This window comes from Pseudoflavonifractor capillosus, from assembly GCF_016899775.1.
Taxonomy (GTDB): domain Bacteria; phylum Bacillota; class Clostridia; order Oscillospirales; family Oscillospiraceae; genus Lawsonibacter.
The window spans coordinates 13,636-38,205 of sequence record NZ_JACJJE010000007.1 but is presented as its reverse complement, the minus strand read 5'-3'; the positions used below and the strand labels follow the sequence as shown (position 1 = coordinate 38,205).

At 60.0% G+C, this 24,570-nt stretch carries 21 protein-coding genes; 8 read left to right on the top strand and 13 right to left on the bottom strand.

The features are described 5' to 3' along the window. The first annotated feature begins 285 nt into the window (after positions 1 to 285). From H6B31_RS03730 to H6B31_RS03720, 3 genes are all read left to right on the top strand, one after another. A complete protein-coding gene (locus tag H6B31_RS03730) occupies positions 286 to 1,167 on the top strand; it encodes a M20/M25/M40 family metallo-hydrolase (protein WP_204897267.1) in 882 nt (293 codons plus the stop codon). A 299-nt stretch (positions 1,168 to 1,466) separates the two neighbouring features. Further along, positions 1,467 to 2,021 carry a dimethylarginine dimethylaminohydrolase family protein gene (locus tag H6B31_RS17070; protein ID WP_243418825.1) on the top strand — a complete coding sequence of 185 codons (555 nt, stop codon included), beginning with the start codon at positions 1,467 to 1,469 and terminating at the stop codon, positions 2,019 to 2,021. 37 nt (positions 2,022 to 2,058) lie between these two features. Further along, positions 2,059 to 3,726, top strand: coding sequence for a M20/M25/M40 family metallo-hydrolase (locus H6B31_RS03720; RefSeq protein ID WP_204897266.1), 1,668 nt, complete (start codon positions 2,059 to 2,061; stop codon positions 3,724 to 3,726). A 256-nt stretch (positions 3,727 to 3,982) separates the two neighbouring features. Here H6B31_RS03720 and H6B31_RS03715 read toward each other — a convergent pair whose 3' ends face one another. From H6B31_RS03715 to larA, 5 genes are read right to left on the bottom strand one after another with little or no spacing between them, the layout of a single operon-like run. Continuing rightward, positions 3,983 to 4,972: an electron transfer flavoprotein subunit alpha/FixB family protein gene (locus H6B31_RS03715; RefSeq protein WP_087287365.1), complete on the bottom strand. Its 990-nt coding sequence runs from the start codon at positions 4,970 to 4,972 to the stop codon at positions 3,983 to 3,985. Between the two features lie 13 nt (positions 4,973 to 4,985). Then, positions 4,986 to 5,777: an electron transfer flavoprotein subunit beta/FixA family protein gene (locus H6B31_RS03710; protein WP_191345750.1), complete on the bottom strand. Its 792-nt coding sequence runs from the start codon at positions 5,775 to 5,777 to the stop codon at positions 4,986 to 4,988. 19 nt (positions 5,778 to 5,796) lie between these two features. Further along, positions 5,797 to 6,936, bottom strand: coding sequence for an acyl-CoA dehydrogenase family protein (locus H6B31_RS03705; protein ID WP_087287371.1), 1,140 nt, complete (start codon positions 6,934 to 6,936; stop codon positions 5,797 to 5,799). Between the two features lie 41 nt (positions 6,937 to 6,977). Continuing rightward, on the bottom strand, positions 6,978 to 8,399 hold the full coding sequence (locus tag H6B31_RS03700) for a D-lactate dehydrogenase (protein WP_087287377.1): 1,422 nt from the start codon (positions 8,397 to 8,399) through the stop codon (positions 6,978 to 6,980). A 37-nt stretch (positions 8,400 to 8,436) separates the two neighbouring features. Further along, on the bottom strand, positions 8,437 to 9,726 hold the full coding sequence (larA, locus tag H6B31_RS03695; RefSeq protein ID WP_087287380.1) for a nickel-dependent lactate racemase: 1,290 nt from the start codon (positions 9,724 to 9,726) through the stop codon (positions 8,437 to 8,439). Between the two features lie 291 nt (positions 9,727 to 10,017). On the opposite strand from larA, the gene H6B31_RS03690 reads away from it, so the two are divergent. Together H6B31_RS03690 and H6B31_RS03685 are read left to right on the top strand one after the other, a co-directional pair. After that, positions 10,018 to 10,704, top strand: coding sequence for a FadR/GntR family transcriptional regulator (locus H6B31_RS03690; protein ID WP_191345748.1), 687 nt, complete (start codon positions 10,018 to 10,020; stop codon positions 10,702 to 10,704). 204 nt (positions 10,705 to 10,908) lie between these two features. Then, positions 10,909 to 11,433, top strand: coding sequence for an XRE family transcriptional regulator (locus tag H6B31_RS03685; RefSeq protein ID WP_204897265.1), 525 nt, complete (start codon positions 10,909 to 10,911; stop codon positions 11,431 to 11,433). Between the two features lie 899 nt (positions 11,434 to 12,332). Here H6B31_RS03685 and H6B31_RS03680 read toward each other — a convergent pair. The 6 genes from H6B31_RS03680 to H6B31_RS03655 all read right to left on the bottom strand — a co-directional run bounded on the left by H6B31_RS03680 (position 12,333) and on the right by H6B31_RS03655 (position 18,294). Next, positions 12,333 to 13,814: a CotH kinase family protein gene (locus H6B31_RS03680; RefSeq protein WP_204897264.1), complete on the bottom strand. Its 1,482-nt coding sequence runs from the start codon at positions 13,812 to 13,814 to the stop codon at positions 12,333 to 12,335. Positions 13,815 to 13,818: 4 nt separating this feature from the next. Continuing rightward, complete coding sequence (locus H6B31_RS03675) at positions 13,819 to 14,499, bottom strand: DUF4956 domain-containing protein (RefSeq protein ID WP_204897263.1); 681 nt, start codon at positions 14,497 to 14,499, stop codon at positions 13,819 to 13,821. A 26-nt stretch (positions 14,500 to 14,525) separates the two neighbouring features. Continuing rightward, positions 14,526 to 15,236, bottom strand: a complete 711-nt coding sequence (locus tag H6B31_RS03670) for a polyphosphate polymerase domain-containing protein (protein ID WP_204897262.1) — start codon at positions 15,234 to 15,236, stop codon at positions 14,526 to 14,528. Continuing rightward, entirely contained in the window at positions 15,205 to 16,455 is a 1,251-nt protein-coding gene (locus tag H6B31_RS03665; protein WP_204897261.1) for a PepSY domain-containing protein, read from the bottom strand. Before H6B31_RS03665 ends, H6B31_RS03670 begins: the two co-directional genes overlap by 32 nt. Positions 16,456 to 16,627: 172 nt before the next feature. Then, complete coding sequence (locus tag H6B31_RS03660) at positions 16,628 to 17,557, bottom strand: anti-sigma-I factor RsgI family protein (protein WP_204897260.1); 930 nt, start codon at positions 17,555 to 17,557, stop codon at positions 16,628 to 16,630. Then, positions 17,554 to 18,294, bottom strand: a complete 741-nt coding sequence (locus H6B31_RS03655) for a sigma factor (protein ID WP_204897259.1) — start codon at positions 18,292 to 18,294, stop codon at positions 17,554 to 17,556. Before H6B31_RS03655 ends, H6B31_RS03660 begins: the two co-directional genes overlap by 4 nt. 261 nt (positions 18,295 to 18,555) lie before the next feature. Here H6B31_RS03655 and H6B31_RS03650 point away from each other — a divergent pair, with 261 nt between their 5' ends. Both H6B31_RS03650 and H6B31_RS03645 read left to right on the top strand, forming a co-directional pair. After that, positions 18,556 to 19,149 carry a PepSY domain-containing protein gene (locus H6B31_RS03650; RefSeq protein ID WP_204897258.1) on the top strand — a complete coding sequence of 198 codons (594 nt, stop codon included), beginning with the start codon at positions 18,556 to 18,558 and terminating at the stop codon, positions 19,147 to 19,149. A 119-nt stretch (positions 19,150 to 19,268) separates the two neighbouring features. Further along, complete coding sequence (locus tag H6B31_RS03645) at positions 19,269 to 19,757, top strand: hypothetical protein (RefSeq protein WP_204897257.1); 489 nt, start codon at positions 19,269 to 19,271, stop codon at positions 19,755 to 19,757. Between the two features lie 154 nt (positions 19,758 to 19,911). On the opposite strand, the gene H6B31_RS03640 is transcribed toward H6B31_RS03645, so the two are convergent. Continuing rightward, positions 19,912 to 20,145: a hypothetical protein gene (locus H6B31_RS03640; protein ID WP_204897256.1), complete on the bottom strand. Its 234-nt coding sequence runs from the start codon at positions 20,143 to 20,145 to the stop codon at positions 19,912 to 19,914. Positions 20,146 to 20,178: 33 nt separating this feature from the next. Next, positions 20,179 to 22,452, bottom strand: a complete 2,274-nt coding sequence (locus tag H6B31_RS03635; RefSeq protein ID WP_204897255.1) for a choice-of-anchor I family protein — start codon at positions 22,450 to 22,452, stop codon at positions 20,179 to 20,181. Positions 22,453 to 22,960: 508 nt separating this feature from the next. Between H6B31_RS03635 and H6B31_RS03630 the strand changes: the two genes are divergently transcribed. Beyond that, positions 22,961 to 24,565 (top strand): vWA domain-containing protein, encoded by a 1,605-nt coding sequence (locus tag H6B31_RS03630; RefSeq protein ID WP_204897254.1) that lies wholly within the window; start codon positions 22,961 to 22,963, stop codon positions 24,563 to 24,565. Positions 24,566 to 24,570 lie beyond the last annotated feature (5 nt).

Here is a 24,570-nt window from a genome sequence, read left to right as displayed (position 1 = left end):
TACGTTTTCACATTGCCTGTACCCCCGCCTGAAAGGGATGGTTTTTAAATTGGAGCTTCATATTGTCACCATTGTTATGTCATGATGGAGCCTTTTGATGTTCAACCTTTATATTTGATACGTAGTATAACTCAGATGAGATGGGATAGCATTTACCGGTATCATGAAAGATTGTAAAATCAGTTCCTTCTCCACTCCTAAAAGATTGCTGAACACGAGATGAATTAAACGCAATTCCGTCAAAGCCAATATTCTTTATCAATTCACAAATATATTGGCATAACAATGGGTCATGCCTGCGGCCACTGTGCCAGCGGCAGCGCCAGCGTGCTGTCCGCCCTGGCTCTGAACGCCATAAAAGAGCAACTGCCCTTCGGGGTGGATATCATCAGCACTCCGGATGAAGAAATCAACGGCGCAAAATGTATCATGGCAGATCAGGGAATTTTCGATGCCTATGATTTTGCCATCATGGTGCATATGGGAGGGGCAAATCTCATTGATGTCAATTTTATTGCCTTGGATGGGTTGCAGTTTATATGGACCGGGGTGGCCGCCCATGCGGCTTCCGCGCCGGAGCAGGGACGCAACGCCCTCAATGCGGCCAGACTGTTTATGGATGCCACGGATATGATGCGTCAGCATATCATCCAGGATGCGAGAATCCATAGAATAATCAAGGCTGGCGGCATGGCCTCCAATATTGTGCCGGACCGGGCGGAGGTTGAATTTCTGACCCGGGCACCAAAGCGCAGCCAGCTCAATGACATCACCCAGTGTGTCAAGGATTGTTCCAAAGCGGCTGCCATGGCCACCCGGACCCAGGTGGAGTTCCATCCGGTGGGCGAGGCCTATCATGAACTGTATGTCAGTCCCTCGGGCAGGCAGGTTATGAAGGAATGCTATGAGGCGCTGGATCTCCCCTTGCTGGAGGGAGTGGAGGGCATGACCGGCTCATCTGACATCGGCAATGTGGATTACCACTGCCCGGCGTTCCATCCGGTGATGAGCATTGGGAAAGACTATCAGTGCCACACGGTGGAATTTGCGGAAGAGATGACTAAGCCCAATACCCATCAGGCCATCCAGAATGCCGCGGCGCTGTATTGCAACCCGGATCGCATGCATCAGATCAAGCAGGAGCATAAAGAGTACAGAGGACTATAACAGGAGGTTTGTGCGATGAATTACGGATGTCAAAGTATGGTCAAGAAAATTGACAGCATATTGATCAAGCGGCCGGTGGATGCCTATGTCAGTCAGGAAAATCTGGAAGCCAACTGAGAGGCCTTTAAGTATTTTGGATGCCCGGACTTTGACAAAAAGGAATATAATACGTTTGAGTCCATTATTCGGGCCCATGTTCCCAATGTATATGCCTTGCCCTATGATCCCAGAGGTGGCCTGGACTCCATTTATACCCATGATCCGGTTAAAATTACGGAAAAGGGAGCCATTACTTCCCCATGGGGAAGGAGCTGCGCAGCAAGGAATATCTGGCTACGGAAGAGTTCCTGAAAAGTCAGGGCGTACCCACCCTGGGATATATTCAGCCTCCTGGAAAGATGGAGGGCGGCGACGTCCTTTGGATTGATGAGCGCACCGTGGCCATTGGGCTGGGCCGCCGGACCAACGAGGAGGGCATCCGTCAATTCAAGGAACTGACAAAAGGGCTGGTGGATGAGTATGTGATCGTTCCCATGCCCTACGGTGACGGCCCGGATGCCTGCCTGCCTCTGATGAGCATTGTCAGCTTTGTGGATACGGACAAAGCGGTGGTCTACTCCAAGTATATGCCGGTATTTTTCCGCAACTATCTGCTGGAGAAAGGATTTGAGCTGATTGAGTGCGGAGACAAGGAGTATGATTATTTGGGCACGAATCTCCTGGCTCTGGAGCCGAAAAAATGCGTGCTGATTCAGGGCTGTCCGGAGATCCAGAAAAAGCTGGAGGACAAGGGAATTGAAGTGCTGAGGGACAGGAAATCTCCTATAAGGGAACTGGCGGGCCGACCTGCCTGACTTGTCCTGTGTGCAGAAAGTAGAGCGCGGTGAGCGTATGAAAAACCATGACATTGACTTTGATCAGCTGGGCGTGCGCATCCAAGAACTGCTCTATCGCTATGTAGCGGTTCCAAGTATAACTAATACACAGGCGGAGCGCGGCGTGGAGGATTTTTTCCGGGCGTACATCCAGGAGATTCCCTACTTTGCCCAGCATCCGGATCACTGGGGGCTGTATCCCATCCAGGGGGACGGCCTGGGGCGCAGCGTATGCTGGGCTATGGTCCGGGGGAGCGGAGACAAAACCATCGTGCTGGTCCACCATTACGACGTGGTGGACATTGAGGATTACAAGACATTGAAGTCCTGGGCCTATGCGCCGGAACCACTACGGGAGGCGCTGATGCAGCATAAGGATATGCTGCCGGAGGAGGCCCGGCAAGATCTGGAGTCGGGAAAGTTCCTGTTCTGCCGGGGCGGTTGCGATATGGAGGGCGGAGGGTCCATTCAGTACGCACTGCTGGAGGCATACAGCCGCCTGCCGGATTTCCAGGGCAATGTCATTGTGCTCGGGGTTCCCGATGAAGAAAATCTGTCGGCCGGTATGCGGGGAGCGGATCGTCTGCTGGCAGAGTTGCAGGACCGGTATGGCCTGCGCTACCTGATGATGATCAATTCCGAGCCCCACCAGCGGAAGGATTTTTCCCGGGGCGTGTTTTCAGGAGGAACCGTGGGTAAGATGATGCCGTTTATATATGTGCGCGGCTTCCTTTCCCACGCCGGCAAGGTGTTTGAAGGGCTCAACCCGGCCTCTGTCCTGGCAGAAATTGTGACCCGGACAGAAGTTAATATGGAGTTTTCGGACACGGTCCAGGGGGAAGCGGCGCCGCCTCCCATGTGGCTGTATATGAAGGACAGCAAAGACCGCTATGATGTTTCCATGCCGCTGACGGCGCAGGAATGTTTCAGTGTTCTGACGCTAAAACAGACACCCGGGGAGCTGATGGAGCGTGTTAAGAGGATCTGTGAAGAGAGCTTTGCGGCGGTGATTGACCGGCTGAATGCAAGCTATGCTGAATTCCGGAAACGAACCGGGCGGCCTGTGGAACGGCTGCCCTGGAAGGAAAAGGTGGTGACGTTCGGCGAGCTGTACCAGGAGGCCTGTGCCAGCGGCGGAGAAGCGTTTGCCGCTGCGTTTGCCGCGGAACAGAAGCAGCTGCGACAAGAACTGGAACAGGGCAGGATCTATATGATCGAGGCAAATTTCCGCCTGATCGACCGGATTTATGACTATATTGAGGACATATCACCCCGCATTGTGTATGGTCTGATGCCGCCCTATTATCCCAATGTATTAAATTGTTATTTTGCGGATATGGCTCCGGAAGCGCAGGATATGAGCGGGAAACTCAATTGCTATACCAAAGAGCGCTATGGTCAGGAGTACGACCGGGAATATTTCTACACCGGAATCTGTGATTTGAGCTATATCAACATTGAAGATCCGGAGGAGCAGCGGAAACGGATTTCCCAGAGTATGCCTCTGTTCGGATGGTATTATGACATTCCCTTTGAAGAGATCAAGAAGATTTCCATGGCAGGCATCAACATCGGCCCCTGGGGAAAAGATTTTCATAAGCTGACCGAGCGTGTTCTGATGGAGAACCTGTATGACAGAACGCCCCATATTTTAGACCATGCAATCACGATACTGCTGGGGTGAGACAGGAAACGTTTCGAAAATACCAACCTTCTTTCTGGCGGGAGCCGGAGGTTTTGATCAGGGGGGCCTCTGGCTCCCACCGTTTCTGTATTTGTACCTCAGTTGCTGGCAGAGGGCGCCCGGTTTAGAAAAACGGCACCCCGTCGGACCAACCGGTGAGGCTGGACCAACGGGGTGCCGTTGTGTGTTGTTGTTTTTGTCCAATCATGCCATCGTGCAAAGTACCGGGGGAAAGGTAGCAGAGCTGCCCACTGGGTTACTCTGCCTTGCGCTTGCGGATTTCTTCGATCATGGCAGGCAGAACCTTCATCACGTCGCCTACGATGCCCACATCGGCCACATCAAAGATGGGGGCGTCCTCGTCCTTGTTGATGGCCACCACATAGCCGGAACCGGTCATGCCGGACACGTGCTGGGTGGCGCCGGACACGCCGCAGGCGATGTACAGGGCGGGGGAGACAATCTTGCCGGACTGGCCTACCTGGTGGGCACGGGACACCCAGCCCTCCTCGATGGCAGGACGGGTGGCGCCCACCACGCCGCCCAGCAGCTGGGCCAGCTCCTCCACCAGGGCGAAGTTCTCCTGGCTGCCCATACCACGGCCGCCGGTGACGATGACCTTGGCCTCCTCCAGGTTCACGGACTCGGAGATCTCCTTCACCGCTTCCACTACCTTGGTCTTGATGGCATCGGCGGGCACCTCCACCGCCTCAGCGGTGACAGGGGCGGCTTCGCCGGCCTCAGGCTTGGAGAAGGCGCCGGAGCGGACGGTGGCCACTACAGGCAGGGTGTCCACCACCACGTCGTTGAGCACCGTGCCACCGTAGAGGGGAACGGTCCATACGGGGGTGCCGTTGTCGATCTTCAGCGCGGTGGCGTCCTGCACACTGCCCAGGCCCTTCCGGGCGTCCAGCCGGGCGGTGAGCTCCCGGCCCAGGGGGGTGTTGCCGGCCAGCACCGCGGCGGGCGCATACTTGTTGACCATGGCCTCCAGCGCGCAGACCATGGCGTCGCTGCAGCCGTCGCTGAAGGCAGCACCCTCTACCGAGAGTACGCCGTCACACAGCGGAGCAGCCTTTTCTGCGGCGGCGGCATTGTCCGTGCCCACCGCCAAAGCCAGCACCTTACCGCCGGTGAGACCGGCCAGGGTGCGGGCGGGAGTCAGAGCCTCCAGGCTCACATTTACCACTTTGCCTTCCTTTTGCTCCAGGAAGACCAGAATATCTTTGCAATTGCCCCAATCCATGTCTGTCTCTCCTTTACAGCAGCTTGGCGGCGGCCATCATATCCACAGCCTTGATGGCGGATTCCGCAGCAGTTTCCTCGTTGATTTTCACACCGGCCTGGCGCTTGGCGGGCTCAAAGACCTTGACCACGTGGGCGGTGGGCTTGCCGGGCTCCACAGAGTCCAGATCGGCGGCGGAGAGCACGGGGATGGCCATCTTCCGGGCGGCCATCTTGCTCTTGATGGTGGGGTAACGGGGGTCATAGGCGGGCTTGTTCACCGTGACCACGCAGGGGAGCGCGGACTCTACCTTGCGGTAGCCCTCCTCAGTCTCCTGCTTGGCGCAGATGCCGGCGTCCGTCTGCTCGATGTCCACCAGGTCCACAATCACGCCGGTGCCCATGGCCTCAGCCAGCTGGGGCCCCAGCTGACCGCTGGCCCGGTCGGTGGCCTCGCGGCCGCAGAAAATCAGGTCAAAGGGCTTGCCGGCGTCCGCCTCCAGCTTCCGGATGGCGGCGGCCAGGATCTTGCTGCGGCCCAGGGTGTCCGCGCCCTCAAAAGTGGGGTCGCTGATGACATAGCCCTGGTTGGCGCCCACGGCCAGGCAGGTCTTCACCGCGTCCCGGGCTTTCTCTGGGCCCACGGTGATGGCGGTGATGTTGCCACCCACGGCTTCTTTGAGGCGGGTGGCCATCTCCAGCGCATAGGTATCAAAGGCGTTGACCACTGGGGTAACGCCGTCCAGATTCACTTCCTCGGTGCCGGGCTTCAGATGGATTTCCACCGAGTCATCGGGCACCTGCTTCAGGCAAACCAGAATCTCCATATCACTCGAGCTCCTTCAATTAGAATTTTCCAATGGTGTTGTTGGCAACCACAATGCGCTGCACCTCGTTGGTGCCCTCAAAGATCTGGAAGATCTTAGCGTCGCGGAGCAGCTTTTCCACCGGGTACTCCCGGCTGTAACCGTAACCGCCGAACATCTGGATGGCCTCGGATGCCACCTCCATGGCGATGTCGGAAGCATAGCACTTAGCGATGGCGGACTCCTTGGAGCAGGGCAGGCCCTGATCCATCAGAGTCAGGGTGTGGGCCACCATCTGACGGGCGGTCTCAATCTTGATGGCCATGTCAGCCACCTTGAACTGGAGGGCCTGGTTCTTCAGAATGGGCTTGCCGAACTGGACACGCTCCTTGCCATAGGCAATGGCCTCTTCCATGGCCCGCTGGGCGATGCCGGTGGCGATGCAGCCCATCCAGGCACGGGCCTGGTCCAGAGTCTTCATGGCGATGGTGAAGCCCTGCCCCTCAGCGCCCAGCAGATCGGAGGCAGGGATACGGCAGTCGTCCAGCACCACGTCGCAGGTGTTGGAGGTGCGGATACCCATCTTGTCCTCCTCGTGGCCGGTGGAGAGACCGGGGGTGCCGGCCTCGATGAAGAACATGGACATGCCCTTCACGCCGGCGGACTTGTCGGTCATGGCGGTGACGCAGTAGAAGGAGGCCACGCCGCCGTTGGTGATGAAGCACTTGCGGCCGTTGAGGATGTAGCTGTCCCCGTCCTTCACGGCGGTGGTCTTGCCGGCGCTAGCGTCGGAGCCGGCACCGGGCTCGGTGAGGCAGAAGGCACCGAAGCCGCCGTCCATGATGAGCTGGCAGGCGTGCTTCTTCTGGGCCTCGTTGCCGGCGATGAGCACCGGCTTCATGCCCAGGCCGCTGGCGGAGATGGTGGTAGCAAAGCCGGCGTCGGCCTTGGCCATCTCCTCAAACAGGGCGGCCACATCCACCCGGCTCAGACCGGGGCCGCCGTACTCCTCGGGGACCTCCAGTGTCTGCAGCTGCATCTCGATAGCCTGGTCGTAGATCTCCTTGGGCCACTCGCCGCTGCGGTCAAACTCCTTGCAGGGCTCCTTGACCTCGTTTTCACAAAAATCCTTCACATCGCCCAGCAGATCCTGGGCAGCCTCTGAAATCAAATAGGACATGAGTTTTTCCTCCGCTCGATTTTCTGTCTTTTCCAGTATGTTTACAGGGTGTAGCAGACCTTGCCGGGATTCAGGATCATGTTGGGGTCAAAGGTGTGCTTGATGCCCTCCATCAGGCGCATGTTCACCGGGCCCACCATCTCGGCCAGATACTCCATCTTGCCCCGGCCGATGCCGTGCTCGCCGGAGATGAGGCCGCCCAGCTCAGTGGCCTTGCCGTAGGCCCGCTTCATGAAGGCGGCCACCTGGCGCTTGAACTCCTCCGGGTCCATGTCGTTGGAGCAGTTGTAGATGTGCAGGTTGCCGTCGCCGGCGTGGCCGAAGCTCTTGACCTCGAAGTCGTAGTCCTTGGCGATCTCGTTGATGAAGTTCACATAGTGGGCGATCTCGTTGACGGGCACCACCACGTCGCTCTCGTCCAGCAGCTTGGTGTTGGCCTCAATGGCCTCCAGGAAGGTGGAACGGGCGGCCCAGGCGTCCTTCTTCAGCTGGGGAGTGTCGGCTACCAGGATGTCCAGAGCGCCGGCCTCCAGCAGGACCTCGGAGGCCTGCTCGATCATCTCGTCCAGCTGCTCCTCGCTGTCCCCGTCGAAGGTGATGAGCAGGTAGGCGTTCACGTCGCTGCCCTCAAAGGTCTGGGGGAAGGTGCTCTTGCCCAGGTAGGACTCGCTGAGGCGGACGATCTCCCGCTCCATGAACTCCAGGGCCTGGGGGTGCAGGTTGGCCCGCATCATTTTGGGCACGGTGGCGATGCAGTCCTCCAGGTTCTCATAGAGGGCCACCAGGCTGATGACAGCCTTGGGGGCGGGAATCAGCTTCAGAGTCAGCTCGGTGATGATGCCCAGAGTGCCCTCAGAGCCGATCATCAGATTGAGCAGGGAGTAGCCGGAGCTGGTCTTGGATACGCTGGCGCCCATGTTTACGATCTCACCGGTGGGCAGGACCACGGTCATGGCCCGCACATAGTCCCGGGTGGTGCCGTACTTGACCGCCCGCATACCGCCGGCGTTGGTGGACACGTTGCCGCCCAGGGTGGCGAACTTCTCGCCGGGATCGGGGGGATAGAGGAAGCCCTTCTTGGCTGCGTCCTCGGCCAGATCGTTGAGGAGCACGCCGGCCTGGACCCGGACCACCATGTTGTCGGTGTCGTAGGAGAGAATCTTGTTCATCTTGGCGATGGACAGCACCACACCGCCGCAGACCGGGACAGCGCCGCCGGTCAGGCCGGTGCCGGCGCCCCGGGGGGTGACCGGTACATGGTGCTCGTTGCACAGCTTCATCACTGCGGCCACCTCTTCGGTGGAGACAGCCTCCACCACCACCTCGGGCATGGCCTTGCCGTAGATGGGCATCTCGTCGTGGGAGAAGTCGTCGTTGATGTCCCCGTCCACGCTGACCCGGCCGGGCACCGCAGCCTGCAACGCCTGGATCAGTTCGGGGGTCACTTTTTCATACTGACTCATAGCGGATTCCTCTTTTCTTTCCTTCTCATTAAGTAATTTATTCTGCTTTCTTTACAATCACCGACACGCCGTCGGGGATTACCGTGATGGGGCTGTCCGCCCAGCCCAGCAGCCGGTCGGCCAGGTCGATGGCCGCCGAAAGATCGGGGGCCCAGTGCATGTGCATGGCCTCCACCATCTCCCGGGGGGCCTGGGTGACCATGATCACCGGGTGCTTTAAGAGAATACGGCAGAGAATCTGAGCTTCCCACTGGTCGGGAATGGTGCGGTCGCTGGGGGTGGCCAGGAAGGAGGCCATGATTTTTTCCTCGTCGGGTTCCTGAGCGAAGGTGTCGTAGAACGACTGGCCGCCGTGTCCGTCGCTGCAGGCGGAGACCATAATGATCACACCCCCGGGGGCGCAGGTGGCCTCGGCAGCGGTCATTCCCTTCACCGATTGGTAGATGTTCTGGTCCAGGGGATAGCCGCCGTTGGTGGAGATGACAATGGGGGCGGGGACAGCTGAGACACCGGAGAGCTGTTCTACAAAAGCGCAGCCAGCCCGGTGGGCCTCATTGAAGTGGCCGGCGAAAGCGGCAATCACTTCTTTTTTCTCGTCAATGACTACATTGCAGATGAAAGCCAGCTTAGCCTGCTGGGCGGCGTAGATCATATCCCGGTGAATGGGGTTGCCGTCCAGGATGCCGGTGCGGGCAAAGAGGCTGTCAATGAAAGCGGAGCAGTGGTTGGCCAGTACGGTGGTCCGGCTGGCGACTCCGGGGAGCACACTCTTGCGCCCGCCGGAGAAACCGGCAAAGAAGTGGGGCTCAATGAAGCCCTCAGCCACCAGCAGGTCCGCCTGGGCGGCCAGCTTGTTGATGAGCAGCTTGCCGCCGGAGGGCAGGGTGCCCAGAGATACCATGTCCTCATCCTTGCCGCTGAGATGGACGGCAAAGTGCAGGCCGGACCGGAGGAAAAGCTCCTCGCCGTATTTGTCCAGCATCTCTTCCCGGGTGGTGGGGCGGTGGAAGCCGGTGGCCACCAGCACGGTGATCTTTGCAGAAGGGGAACCGGCCCGGATCTCATCTACCAACTGGGGCAAAATAACCTTGCTGGGGACCGGGCGGGTGTGATCGCTGCTGATAATGACAACCTGATGCTTGCCTTTGGCCAATTCCCGGAGCGGGGGCGTGCCGATGGGGTTCTCCAGAGCCTGCCGCACCAGCTGATCCTGGTCGGCCTGAGGCCGATAGCTCTGTGCGCCGGAGCGGAGAACCGCCGCCAGGCGCTGGTCCGGGATCTGAGCCTCAACCCGGCCCCGTCCGTAAGGAAGGGAAATCGTCTGCATAGATGATAACCTCCTGTTTCAGTGGTTGACCTATTCCTTAAATTGGTTCTACCATATAAAATAAAAAGCGCGCAACAATACAAGGAATTTTTAGAACATTTATATATTATTCCTGAGACTTCTAGATGTCAAGGCGATAATTGGACAATATTACGAAAAAGTTTGCAATTATCGGCTTTTTTAAAAACATGTTGGTCCTACCAGTTAGAATGAGTTGGTCGCACCTTTACAGTGGCCTTCTCCTTGTGCTATACTATTTACATGTACATCATGCCAAGGAGGAAGATTTCCATGGCGGAACAGCCCAAATCCTATGAAAAAGTGCTCACCTATCTGGAGGATTCCTTGCGCCGCGGACAGCTGTCCCTGGGGGATCCCTTGCCTCCGGAGCGGGAGCTGGCCGAGCAGTTGGGCATCAGCCGCAACTCGGTGCGGGAGGCAGTTCGGCTGCTGGAGCATATGGGATTTATCGTCAGCAACCAAGGGGCCGGCAATTTTATCTGCTGCAACATCCAGCGCAATCTGCAGGACTCCTTTGACCTGCTGATGCTCCTGCAGCAGATCGACTACCGGAGGCTGGGGGAGCTGCGGGCGGGCCTGGAGCTGCAGGCCGCCCTGTTGGCCCTGGGGCGCATCACCGACGAGCAGGTCCGGGAGCTGTCCGGAATGGTGGAGGAGATGGCGTCCTGTTCCTCCAAGCGGGCCGCCCAACTGGATAAGCAGCTCCATGATACCATTGCCGCCATCTCAGGCAACGAGCTGATTATCCAGATTCACCGGGCCCTCTCCACCACTATCGACCGCTTCATCACCGATATGCGCCGGCATATCCTGCGCAACTTCCAGACCGGCAACCAGCTGCAGTACGCCCACGAACAGATTGTGGACGCTCTGGCCCGCCGGGATAAGGCCCAGCTGATTCTGGCCATCAACCACCACTTCAATGTGATCAGCGCCAATATGGAACAGAACCTGTGACAAGATGTTTATCATGCAGAAAAAGACGCTCCCTGCCCTTTACCGGCGATTCGTTCCGGCGGGAAAGGAAACGCCTTTTTTGTTTCCATAGGGCGTACGGGAGAAAAGGGCAAGGAAAGTAATTGTTTTTATCCCTCATATCCCGTATAATGGAGAAAACAGGACCTAGAAGTTTTGGTTCTTGCATGGAGTGAGGAAAGCATCATGGCCAGAGTATCCACCAAAGAAAACAAGGCCATTTACCAGCTGACCCGGGAGAGTCTGAAACCGACCTGGGAGGACGCCAGTGAGCTGTTGGTGACCATGTCTCCCGAGCGGATTGAGAAGATTGAAAATGAGCGCTCCATGCCCCATCCGGATGAGGTGCTGCTAATGTCCGATCAATATAAACAGCCTGGACTGTGCAACTACTACTGTGCCAGCCAGTGTCCCATCGGGTGGCAGTACGTTCCAGAGATCAAGATCAAGGAGCTCTCCCAGATTGTCCTGGAGATGCTGGTCTCTCTCAACTCCATGAACAAGCAGAAGGAGCGGCTGATCGAGATCACCGCCGACGGGCAAATTACGGAAGATGAGCTGGCCGATTTTATTCACATCCAGGAGGAGCTGGAGCGGATCTCTATCACAGTGGAAACCCTCCAGCTCTGGTGCGAAAAGATGCTGGATAATGGAATTATTGATATTGAGCAGTATAATGCCTACCGGAAGGGGGACAAAAACGGCGGTTAATGCTCCCTTTTTGCAGAAATAGCCCCCTGTTATTTGCGGGAGAAGCCCTTTATTCTGCATGCCCCATACCGTAAAATAGAATCAACCAGAGGGTTCCACACCCGAGTAACACGCTTTGTCTGAGAGGAGGACCATATGTGTGTCTGAACTCTATCGCCCTCTTTGGCCCTTTCCTCTGCTTCGGCAGTTTCTCTTTAGAACTCTTTTGCCCTGCTTGTTTCAAGAAAACCTTTCGTCTTTTGGGATGGGTGTGGGATTGAATTCTGTATATTAAAAGATGTTCCGCCTGGTTTGAGGGGGCGATGACAGGCTAATCACCTCAGAGGAGCGGCGCAGGAAATGCGCCGCATAAACAAAGAATAAACCCTTCCTGCAAGCAACCTAAGCCATTTTCTCATGCCTCTGCACAAAAGACAACAGAGGTTGACATAGGGTGATAAAGTAGTAGATATTTCCCTCTTTCTTTGATATTGTTCGGTGGCAAAAAGGAGGCGGCGATATACAGAGCCGAACCGCAATCGTCCAAGCAACAAAAATAGAACAAAAAACGCAGAAAAACCGCCTTTTCAGGCGGTTTTTCTGCGTAAGGTGGTCGGAGTGTGGGGACTCGAACCCCGGGCCTCCTGCTCCCAAATAGGTTCCGAAAGATTTTTTGCATGTTTTTCGTTTGTTTTGCGCCGTTTCCGCTCCATTCCATTTACTTTCCGTCACTCTTTGGAAGTGCTGTTTCCATATGTTCCACGCCACTCTGTGGCTGAAACTGTGGTCAGAAACGTCTCCCACCTGTTTCCAACGGCATGTCCGCCAGCGCAGAGAGGAAGCGTTTCCTATTTTTCTGGCCGCCTGCACGGTAACTCTGAAGACAGGTTTAGACAAGCCCTTTCTGCGCTGTCCACAGCTCAAAAATTGGAGGGCTGTAAACAATATGAGCCGCCCTCTGATTCCGTCCCCGCCACTGCCGCGGCCTCATCCTGCCGCTCCTTTGCGGCCTCCAGGTCGTCGAAATCCCCCAGAGTCCGCAGATCCACATGGGAGGCGTCCACCCCCGCCCCCGGTTGCGACCCCTGCTGGGCCAGGGTGATGGGATAGTCCCCCTCCAGCTGTCCCCGAGTGCTCTCGGAGCGCAGGCGGCACACCTCCAGCAGGGTGTCCACCGCCAGCAGGTGGTCCCCATAGGAGCAGAAGGCGGTGGGGTCGGCCTGGACATAGGGGGCGATCATGGCCTGGGTCTGCCGGATGACCGCCTCATACCGGCCGCTCTCGAAATACTCCGTGAGCAACTGGTCGAAATAGGCGTGATACCGAGCAAAATAGTCGTTGTTTTTCATCAGATTGTGATAGAGGGGCCGTTTCAGCATGGTCTCCCCCCGGGCGGGGGTGTTGATGGGCCAGTTGATCAGTACGTCGGGGTCCCGGATGGGATCGGTCATGCCCAAGGCGTAGGTGCCGAAGGCCAGGTTGTAGTCCCAGGGCAGAATGGAGATCACCCCGTCCTCCTCATAGAGGAAGTAGTTGTGCCCGGTGTGGCCCAGGTAGCTGTCCCAGTTCATGACGAACACCTGGACGGCAAAATACCGCAGCACCTCATCCGCATTGACCGCCGTCTCCAGGTCCTCCCCGGTGGACAGCACCCGCAGGGCCTGGATCAGCCGCTCCCGGTCCGCCACGTCCGTGTCAAACTTGGCGTTGTCAAAGATGTTTGGGTAGGCGGCGGGGTCATCGCCGATGTACCGCAGGGCCACGTCGGCGTTCTCCGCGTTCAGGGAGCGGTAGTCCGGCTTGTAGAGCGCTCCGTGATCCGGGCCGAAATTCCGCCGGGCAAAGGCCTCCTCCGGCTCCTCGATGGCCAGAAACAGCCCCCAAGGCTGACCGTTCACCGTCACCCAGGCGTAGCTACACAAGGGCGCCGGTACCTCCATATAGTCCATCATGTCGTAGACCAGGTACGTTTTGAGATAACTGTTGTCCTGAAAGGAGGCGTCCAGGGAGAACTTGTCCAGGCCATGGTAGTTGCCCCCGTCCACATAGTGGTCGAATTCCAGCTTCAGACTGTACCGGGACAGGCCGTACTCCTCCGTCAGCCGGAGGGAGTTGTTCCCCTTGGCCCGCAGGCCCACCTGGTAAAATTCCTCCCCGTCGATGACCGCGGTGCAGGGGATATACTCCTCCGCCGGGGCGTTTTCGAGGAAAGCCGCCCAGTCCTCCACCCGCAGGTCCACGGTGTGGACCCGGCCATCGTCAAAGAGGCGGGAGGCGTACCCGGGCGCGGCGCTGGCGGGCCGGAGGCCCAGAGCCTCCCCGAAGCAGAGCAGACCGGTGAGGACCAGGGCCAATAGGATGGCCCCGCCGCAGATAAGATCGATATGCCGGTGGCGGATCATGGCCTCACCCCATGTAGTCCCCGTTGTAGGAGACCAGCACCACGTTCCACACGCCCTCCATGGCCCCCAGCTCATTGACGAACTCCGTGTCGGCATCCCGCAGGCGCACCTCGTAGTTCAGCTCGATCTGGCCCGGGGCCACGCTCTTGCTCTTCAGATTCAGCCGCCGCACCCGGGCCTCCACCAGGGCGCGCACCTGCCCCTCCACATCCTGGTCGGCGCAGTGGACCACCAGGATGTAGGGGGACTCCCCGTTCTTCTGCCGGGAGAACACCAGCAGCACCACCCCCACAAATAGGCTGCCCACCACCGCCAGGGGGATCAGCCCCGCCGCCAGCACGATGCCCGCCGCGATGGCCCAGAACAGGAAGGCGATATCCATGGGCTCCTTGATGGCGGTACGGAAGCGGACGATGGACAGGGCGCCCACCATGCCCAGGGAGAGGACGATGTTGCTGGTCACCGCCAGGATCAGCAGGGTTGTGATGAGGGTGAGGGCGATGAGGGTCACCCCGAAGCTGGGGGCGTACATGACCCCGGCGTAGCATTTTTTATAGACCAGGAAGATGAACAAGCCCAGGCAGAAGGCCAGCGCCAGGGCGATGACGGCGTCCGGCAGGGAGACCGCGTCCAGCCGCTCCAGAAAGCTGGATTTGAAGATGTCCTGAAAGGTGAACGTGGGCATGGCAGCCACACCTCTTTTCTTCGTTCTCAGTCAAACCGCCGGCACAGGGCGTATTTGGAACAGGCCCCCGCCCGGCGGCCCGGCGTCTGGACGGCCAGCCGCACCAGGTCGGGGAGAAAGGCATCGTACTTGACCTCCAGTACCGTCACCCCCTCCAGGGGCCTGAGGGGAAAGGCTCCTGGGGACAGGAAGCCGGCGCTGTCCCCGCAGGTGCGCAGGTCCCGGTCCAGGGTCACCCGGACGTTTCCGGGGGCGTACAGGAATGCCTCCCGGTCATAGCACACCACCGTCCTGGGCCGCAGCAGCGTCCCCCGGAGCTTGTGGTACAGCTCCGACAGCAGGGGCTCCCCCCGCTCCAGAAGGAAGGCGTCCTCCCCGGAGAGCAGCCGCTCCGCCTCCGACCAGGTCAGGCGGGCGGACCGCTTGCCGCACAGGCCGTTCACCTTAAATTTTTTCTCCAGCTTGAGAAAATCCGGGCGCTCCCCGTAGTACCGCAGGCGGAACTTCTCCCGCCGGTCCACCCCGTCCAGCTTCTCCCGGAGGGCGGCGTCGTATGGGGTGTCGAAATACAGGCTGGTCACCCGGTAGGAGCCGTCCGGCCCGGCGTGGCCGTCCCGGGGAAAGAGCTTCCCCAGCCTGGAGGCGAGCACCAGATCCTCCTGGGGAGAGATCTGGTGCTTGACCTCGTGGCGCAGGCGGAGGGGCTCAGTCGTCCCAATCGTCGTCCCAGTCGTCATCGTCGTCCCGGTCGTCGTAGTCCGTGTCGTCCCAGCCGTCGTCATCGTCGTCCCTGTGGTCCTCGCCGGTGGGGTCGCCGTACCAGTCGTCGTCATCGCCCCAGTCGTCGTAGTCGGTGATGCCATCGGCATTGGGGCCGTAGTCGGTGTCGTCGTAATCGGTGATGCCGTCGGCGTTGGGGCCGTAGTCCGTGTCGTCGTAATCGGTGATGCCGTCGGCATTGGGGCCGTAGTCCGTGTCGTCGTAATCGGTGATGCCGTCGGCGTTGGGACCGTAGTCGGTGTCGTCGTAATCGGTGATTCCATCATTGTTGGGGCCATAGTCCGTGTCGTCATAGTCGGTGATCCCGTCGGCATTGGGGCCGTAGTCGGTGTCGTCGTAGTCGGTGATCCCGTCGGCATTGGGGCCGTAGTCGGTGTCGTCGTAGTCAGTCACGCCGTAATCGGTGATCCCGTCGCTGCCCGGGCCATAGTCGGTGTCGTCATAGTCCTGGAACTCCGCGTCCATCTCGGTGACCTTGCCGGTGTAGGCGTTCACCTCATACTCGTACTCCACGCCGTCCAGGACGAATTCCACCTCGTACTCCCCGTCGTCCAGGTCGTACTCCTTCTCCACAAACTGCAGATCGTCCCGGCCCAGCTGGGTGGAGAGGATGCTCTGAGCGGCGGAGGCGTTGATGTACCCCTTGTCCCCGTAGGCGTCGTCGTAGTCGTCTTGGTCCAGGGTCACGGCCTGGGAGCCGATCTGGTCGGTCTCCACCACCAGCCGGACCGCCTCGGCCAGTTCGTTCAGGAACTGGTCATTGGGGTAGACGGAGCCCCGCTCCAGCTTCAGGATGATGTTCTTCTCGTGGCCGCCCACGGTGGCGTCGAAGTAGCCCAGGGCATTGATCTCGTCCACCAGCTCTCCCACCACCTGGGTACAGGGCCGGCCCTCATAGCCGGTGTAGGAGGCCAGCAGGGTCTGGGCCTCCTGGTTGCGGCCGGTGAGGGCCACCACGTTGCCCAGATCGTCATAGTCCATCTCGATCTCCGGGTTCACGCTCAGGAGGACGGTCCCCACGGCGCCGCCGCTCTCTTCCAGAAGGGGGGCGCTGGTGCCGGGGGTCTCGGGGAGGTCCGCCGTGCCGGCGCTGGTCCCGCAGGCGGTCAGAGTGGTCAGGGCCAGGGCGGTGGTCAGGGTCAGGGCAAGCAATTTGGTGTGGATGTTCTGTTTCATGTCTTTCATCTCCTTAGAAAATGGTGTTTGGTTTTGTGTTCTGATTTTAGATTACGGAGCCGTTGCTGAAAAACCGGGGTCTGGGAAAAACTTTTTTCTCTTCTTCGGCTGACACAGGGAGGATACGGCGGCCGGTTTTCAAAACCGGGGCCGCGGCGGAAATTTTTCTGCTTTAATCGTCGTCATCCCGATTTCCGTCATCGTCATCATCATCCCGGTCGTCCTCATCGTCTTCCCAGCGATCATCGCCGTCGTCCTCCCAGCGGTCATCGTCGGTATCCCGGTCATCGTCCCGATCCTCATAGTCGGTGTCACCGTCTATATAAGGGCCGTCGTTGGAAGACTCATAGTCGGTGACGCCGTCGCTGTAAGGGCCGTAATCGGTATCCTGGTAGCCGGTCACTCCGCCGTTGCCGGGGCGGTCGTCCGTGTCATCCGGGACAACGGGCGGATCGGTCTGCTCCGGGGGCGGTTCTGGGGTAGGCTCCGGTTCGGGGGGCGTCACCGGGATGACTACCTCAGTGACCGGCGGCTTCTCGTCAGTGGGGCCGATCTGGATCACGATGGTCTCCCCGTACCGCTCCTCCAGATCCTCCCGGGCCGCCTGTTCCTCCCGGGCCTGCCAGTCGGCGTCGGCGCTGGTAACTGTGATGGACACCGTCTCCCCGCCGGAGAGGTAGCCCATATCGATGGCTCGCTCCACCAGCTCCTCCGTCACGTCCTCCCGGTCCTTGCCCCCATAGTCGTAGCCCTCGATCAGGACCCGACCGTCCGCGTTGAGCCCCTCCAGCTCCAACACCCGGTCGGTGCGGCTGAGGGTGAGCTCCACGTCTGGGTTGATCTGGATGCGCAGGGCGCCATAGGGAACGAAGTTGGGCTGGTAATAGCCGAAGAACACGATGCACAGGCAGGCGGCCAGGCCGGCAACGCCGGACAGGGGCTTCCACAGGGCGGGGCGTTTTTCCTTGGGACGCCGTAGCTCCACGATGTCCCGCACCGTGTCCCCCACCTGATAGCGCAGGTTGGCGGCCTTCAAAAAGCGGCCCTCCTCGTCCAGCACCACCGCGTAGGCCGGGTGCACCTCCATAACCAGATAGTTCACGCCTCGTCGCCCCCTCTCTTTGGGCCCACCTGGCACAGGTGACCCCGGATGATTTCATAGCCGTTGGTGAAGGCCAGCAGGATGGCCACCAGGTACTTCCGGTGCCGCTCCATGGTCTTTTTGTCGGTGCCGGAGCCGGCGGACAGCTCGTTCATGGGCAGCTTGCCCGTGTCCTCCACCCGTTTCAGTAGCTCCGGCTGGCTCCGGGCGAAGTCCAGCACCCGGCGGCAGGCGGCGAAGGTCCGCTCCTGCCGGGGGCAGTTGTCCGCCACGTCGGAAAAGGTCAGGCCGAACTGGGCCAGCTTCTCGGAGAACTCCTGGATCTCCCGCCGGCTGGCGGTGCGCACCACATAGTCCGACCCGTGGTCCACGGTGTCGGGGATGGTGTCCAGCAACTCGCCTCTGTCCTCCTCCCCGCCCAGGGGGGTGTGGAGGGAGATCACATTGCCGTGGCGCTTCTCTGTCCGGTAGTGGTCGATGAGCCGGTTTTTGATGGCCCGGGCGGCGTAGGGCAGAAAGGCGCCCCGGCTCTTCTCATAGGCCAGCACCGCCTCATAGAAGGCCAGCATGGCGATGCTCAGCTCGTCCTCGTGGCCGTTTTCCGGGGCGGTGTGAAGAAACTTCACCGTCTCCGACCGGATAAAGCCCATGTACTGACGGATGAGGGCGTCCGCCGCCTCTGAATCCGTCTTGGCCGATTGTACCTGGGAAACGATGTCGTGCTCTGTGCACACCATTGCCATCCCTCCATCCCCCTCCGGCAGAAGGATACGGACACGCCGCCGGATTTTCGGGGTCGTAGCAGAAAATTTCAAAGGGTAAAAAACGCTATTGTAAAGTTTAGCGGTTGCGAAACGGAGGCGCGACCGTCTGGATGTCAAATCTTTGTCAAATGTAGGTAAAGAAACGGGTGGGGTGGCCTTGCGTTCCCTTTGTTGAGTTGCGCACCGGGGTTTTTCGTGGTAGGATGGAGGCACACACAGAAAGGAGCGCGCAGGATGAAACAGATCTTTTCTTTCGGTTTGACAGCGGCGCTTTTGCTGGCCTGCCTGACCGGTTGCGGCGGACAGGCGGGCGATACCGCACTCGGCGGGACAGCTCCCTCCGGCGGCCAGACTCCCCCGGCGTCCTCCGCTCCGGAAACGCCCGCCGGTGAGATCAGCCGGGAGGAGGCCCTGGCCATCGCTCTGGAGAACGCCGGGGTGCTGGAGGGGGACGCCTACAACGTCAAAAACGAGACCGACAGCGACAACGGCATCCCCCTCTACGACATCGAGTTCGAGACCGACTACGGCGACTACGACTTTGAGGTGGCCATGGCCGACGGACGCATCGTGGGGGCGGACTACGAGGTGGACGAGGAGTGGCTGGACGCCCTGGGCGGCAACCCCGTCACGGCGGAAGAGGCCGCTTCCATCGTGGCCGGCAAGATCCCCGGCGCCAGCGCGGCGGATGTGTCTGTCCGGGAGGAGTCCGGCGATGGCCGGGGCCGCTACGAGGGGGAGCTGTTCCTGGACGGCATGAAATATGAGTTTGAAATCGATCCGCAGACAGGGCGGATCTTCGACTGGAATGCTGATCTGCGGGATTGATGCCCACAGCCTGTTGCAACATGCGGATTTGGCTGCAGGTACCGGAAACAGGCATCTGTCCTGCGGAGACCCCGGAAGACTATACTGTCCAAAGGAAAACAGGTAAGGGAGTGTCCTATATGAGCATCCGAGAGGCACTGATCCATATGTTTACAGACGATCCCGTCAACTGGCTCAAATGGGCGCTGGTATTTGCCGTCCTGATCGGAGGGTATTTTGTCGCGATCCCGCTGTATGGGAGACTCTCCCACGGTATGAGCTGGGAGCGCAAACGGGACATCGCCAGGAGCCGAAACCACATCATCAAAGCGTCGATCGTGAAGAAATGGCCGTCCGGGGATGTGGGCCACTACAACTGGCACGCTACCTACCGTTATGCGCTCCAAGGCGAGGAGCGCAGTTACACTGCCTATTTCAAGCACCCGTCCACGCCGCCCCTATATCTGTATCTCTACTACATCAACGATCCCTGTAAACTCTTTTCCTGTGATGAATACCACTATCAAAACCACAAGGGACTGCTTCTTCTGCCGGTCATCTTCCTGCCCTGGATTTTGGCTCTGGTCGTCTTTGCCCTTTTGGGTGTGGAGCCGCCGCAGGCAATCTAAGAGAGGGAACCGTTGCTGGACGGCATGAAGTATGAATTTGTGATCGCCCCACGATCCTTCGACTGGAATGCCGGCTGGCAGGACTGGCTGGCACAGAAAAGCAACGGGGAGAAGGCACATATGCCTACTCCCCGTTACTTCATTTTGTTCTTTTTTAGGACGGTTCCTTGGGCGAGAGCCCCAGTTTGGTCTCCAGTTCCCGCATTTTGATCTCCGCCTCGTGTAGCGCCATGGACGGTGTCTTTTCCTGCCTGGTCACCATCTTGACCAGGATTTCGGCCAGAATGGACGCATTCGTCCGCTCCAGCAGTTCCATGGCCCGCTCCAGCGTCTGGCCGGTAAATCCGGCCTTCTCCAGCTTCCGGCGTTCCTTATCCAAACTCTTCATGGCCTTCACACCCCAATTCGCCTTGTTATCTTGTTATTTGGTGAATTGGGCCAGGGCCAGCAGAGCCTGGGCGGTCTGTACTCGAGTGGCCGCCTGGCCGGGGGCCAGCGTATCCGAGGAGGTCCCGGTGAGCAAACCGGCCTCCACTGTCCAGGCCACGGCCTCCAGGGCGTAGCCGGCGATCTGGTCATAGTCGGCGAACTCCCGGACGGTCATGCCGCCCTGGGCGGTGTCCATCCCCGCGTACTGGGCGTAGCGCAGGAGCATAAGGGACATCTGCTCCCGAGTGACGGGGTCAGCGGGTCCGAAGCGGCTGTCGCCGTAGCCGCTGACGACGCCGTTGTCGGCGGCCCAGGCCACCGCTCCGGCACAGTCTGCTCCGGCGGTGTCCACAAAGCCGGCGGCGTCCGCCGCCACCTGGGGACTGCCCGCCAGCTTCCACAGGATGGAGGTCAACTCCCCCCGGGTCAGGGTCTGGTCGGGGGCAAACTGGGTCTCGGTGACGCCGGCCATCAGGCCGTTCTCATAGACATAGCGCACCGCCTGGGCATCCTGGGCCTCCACATCGGTGAAGGGCAGGACGGACAGGGGCTCGCCGCCCACCTGATAGACCGCCACAGTGCCGGACACCTCGCAGGCGGCCAGCAGCAGTGCCTCGCCGGTGGGACTGACGGCAGCGTCCAGGAACAGCAGGCCCTCGGGGGCCACATCGCCGCCGGTAACCCACTTGTCCAGCTCCCCGTCCTCATACTCCTCGGAGCCCTCCACTGTGGAGGAGAAGTCCCGGGTGTTGATGTAGTTCACATACTGGGCAGAGGCGGGCTCGGTCACATCATAGACCATGACGCCGCCGGTGCGCTCCAGGGCCACGAAGGCATAGGTGCGGCCGTCCACCGTGCCCACGGTGACGCTCTCCGCCTCCGGCCCCTTCTTGCCGGAGCGGTCGTCCACCACGGCGTTGTCGTTGGAGCAGTTGTAGTAGTCGGGCAGGTACTGGGCGGTGAGGGCCTCGAAGTCGTCCCCGCTGGTGAACACCTCCGTGATGCCGTTCTCCCCCGCCTCGTAGATGGTGAAGGTGCGCCCGCCGAAGAGGTAGTCCTTACCGGTATCCAGGCCGTCAAAATCCCCGCTCTTGAAAAAGACCACCTTGCCGGTGAGGCCGGAGTTCTCCGCTGTGATGGCCCCGGTGGGGGAGGTCACGCCCTCGTCACCGAAGTCCCGCTCGTCCTCATTGAGGTAAAAGGTGCCCAGATCCTCGTTGCCCCACTCCCGGGCGTCCCCCTCGTTGGCGGTGACCAGATAGGTTTTGCCCTCTGCCTGGAAGGCGGCGATGGCATCGGGCATCCGGATGCCCATGAGGCTGCCGTAGGTCTTGGGGGCGTAAGCGTCGTCCTTTTTGTCGATGTCGACGGGGGTGATGCCGTAGTCCTCAAAGCCCGCGGAGTAGATCCCGTCAAAGGTACGGGAGGTCAGATCCAGCACCGCGATGGCGTTGTTCTCCTGGAGGGTGATATAGGCCTTGCCGCCGGAAACGGCGATGTACTCCGGCTCCAGGTCGGTGGAGGGGTTCACACCCTTCTTCAGCACCACGCCGGAGGCGGCCAGCTCGTCCCGCCGGTCGTCAAAGGCGTCGAAGCCCACCACCTCGCTGGTGAGAGCGGACACGTCCACCACGGTGACCGAGCCTCTGGGGTCGGCAACCCCGTCGCCATATCCCTCCCGGGGCTCCCCCTCGTCGGCGGTGAGGACGGTGTCGTTGTTGGCAAAAGTCACCATGTCCGGTTGCACGCCGGTCTCCACCAGTCCCTTCAGGGTGAGGGTGCCGTCGGCATTACAGGTGAACAGGGCCACCCGGCCGGCGTCGTTGTACCCCTCCGCCTGAAGGGCGGCGGCCAGGGTGGCGCTGTCCGGGGAGACGGCCACGGAGGTCATGTCCCCATAGCGGAAGGAGCTGTCCGCCGCCTCCACCAGGGCCTTCACGTCAATGTCCGTGCCGCTGAGCTGGGCGACGGAGCTCCCGGCGGCGAGATTTTTCAGAGAAATGGCCGCCAGCAGGCCGCTCTGGCCGTTGATGGCGTAGGCAAAGTCGTTGCTTTGATTGTAGGCCACGATCTCCATGACGCCGCCGTCCACGTTGAACTGGCCAGAGGTGTACCGGGCGATCTGGGTCAGGTTCAGGGGAGAATTACCGTTTTCATATCCGGCGGTGGCGGTAATGTCCGCCGCTACCGCCGGCACTGCGGCGCCCAGCTGGAGCGCCAGAGCGAGGGCCAGGGCGGTGGCCGCCGGCCTTCTTGCTTTTCTCATGCTGTTTCCTCCTGTGATTTTGTTTTGGACAGGGAGCCGAGTATCCTCCCAATTTAGAATAGTATAATCCCGCCGTTGTAAAATCCGAAAGTAGTAGCATGTAAATACTTTGTAACCGCCTGCGGGCCGGAACGATACCTGGCCCGCAGGCGGCGTGCTTCACATAGATTTAACGGTCTCTTTACGGAAACACCGTCGCGCGCCGTGAAAGGCCCCCTCTACTGGACACCCGGAGCAACGGATTGACCTACGCCAGCGCCCGCATGAGGGGCAACCCCTTGTGCGCCCAGCTGACCATGCTCCCGGACGAGTGCGAGCGCTCCCCCCTGGCCCTGGACGCGGCTATGCGGATGTGAGTGGAAAGGCGCCTGCGCTGGATTTCACCTGTCTTTTACCTGTTCTTGATGTAGAGAGGAGGCCGTCGTGCTAAGATAAAAGTGGGATATTTTATCTGGGACCATGCTCCCACTGTGTTTTGATCGATTGACCGGAAAGGAAGTGTCCCTTTATGAGACGAATTGGGTGGTCCGTTCTTGGACTGATTCTGGTGTTGCTCCTGGTGGCCTGTGGTAGCGCGCAATCAGAGGGCGGTACCTCCGGCGGAGATCACGCCTTCGACTACGGCGGGGACGTGACGTTGCGCATTCTCTCCGGCTCGGAGAACCAGGAGTTGGAGGGTATCCTGGATGACTTCGCCCGGGAGCGGGGCGTGAACATCGAGATGGACTACCAGGGCTCCCTGGACATCATGCGCGCCCTCCAGGGGGAGACCATCGACTACGACGCGGTGTGGCCGGCCAGTAGCCTGTGGCTCACCGCCGGGGACACCCAGTACCGGGTGAAGCACGCTCAGTCCATCTCCATCACCCCGGTGGTCTTCGGCATCCGCCAGAGCCTGGCGGAGGAGCTGGGTTTTGTGGGCCGGGAGGTGTCGGTCAGCGACCTGCTCTCCGCCATCCAGGCGGGGGAGCTGGAGTTCTGCATGACCTCCGCCACCCAGTCCAACTCCGGGTGCAGCGCCTACATCGGCTTTCTCTATGCCCTGCTGGGCAATCCAGATGTGATCACGTCGGAGAGCCTCCAGACTCCCGGCCTCTCGGAACAGATCACCCAGCTGCTCTCCGGCGTAGACCGGTCCTCCGGCAGCTCCGACTGGCTGAAGGACCTATTTCTCACCGGCGGCTATGACGCCATGGTGAACTATGAGTGTCTGATCATCAGCGCCAACCAGGAGTTGGAGGCGCGGGGCGAGGAGCCCCTGTATGCCGTCTACCCCTATGACGGTCTGTCCATCGCCGACTCCCCTCTGGGCTATGTGGACAACGGGGACGCCGAGAAGGAGCAGGCGTTTTTGGATCTGCAGGAGTATCTCCTGTCCGACGAGGTGCAGAATGAAATCCAGCGCACTGGCCGCCGCACCGGCTACGAGGGGGTGTCGGCAGAAAACCGGGATGTGTTCCGCGCCGACTGGGGTATCCAGCCCGACCGGGTGCTCTCTCCTATTCGGATGCCCTCCACCGATGTGCTGATGGAGTGCCTGAGCCTATACCAGACAGAGTTCCGCAAGCCCTCCCTCACGGTCTACTGTCTGGACTACTCCGGAAGTATGGAGGGAACGGGCCGGGAACAGATGGTGGAGGCCATGAGCCAGATCCTGATCCAGGAGAACGCGGAGAAGAATCTGCTCCAGGCCTCGGAGCATGAGGTCAATATCCTCATCCCCTTTGAGGGCTACCCCCGGGACGTCTACACCGCCGTTGGGAACGGAGAGGAGCTGGAAGCCCTCTATACTCAGGTGGAGGCGGAGGAGGCCGTGGGCGGCACCGACATCTATTATGCCGCCATGGAGGGCCTGCGGCAGCTGAAAAACTACGACCTGAGCCAGTACACCCCTGCCATCATCCTGCTGACGGACGGGGTGTCTGACGGGAGTTTTTCCGACTTCCGAGATGGCTACGAGGCCTTCGGGGCGGATGTGCCGGTGTTCTCCATCATGTTCGGCTCCGCCGATCCCACCCAGCTGGAGGAGCTGGCGGAACTGACCCACGCCCGGGTCTTCGACGGGCGGGAGGACCTGATCGGGGCCTTCCGCAGCGTGAAGGGGTACAACTGAGATGA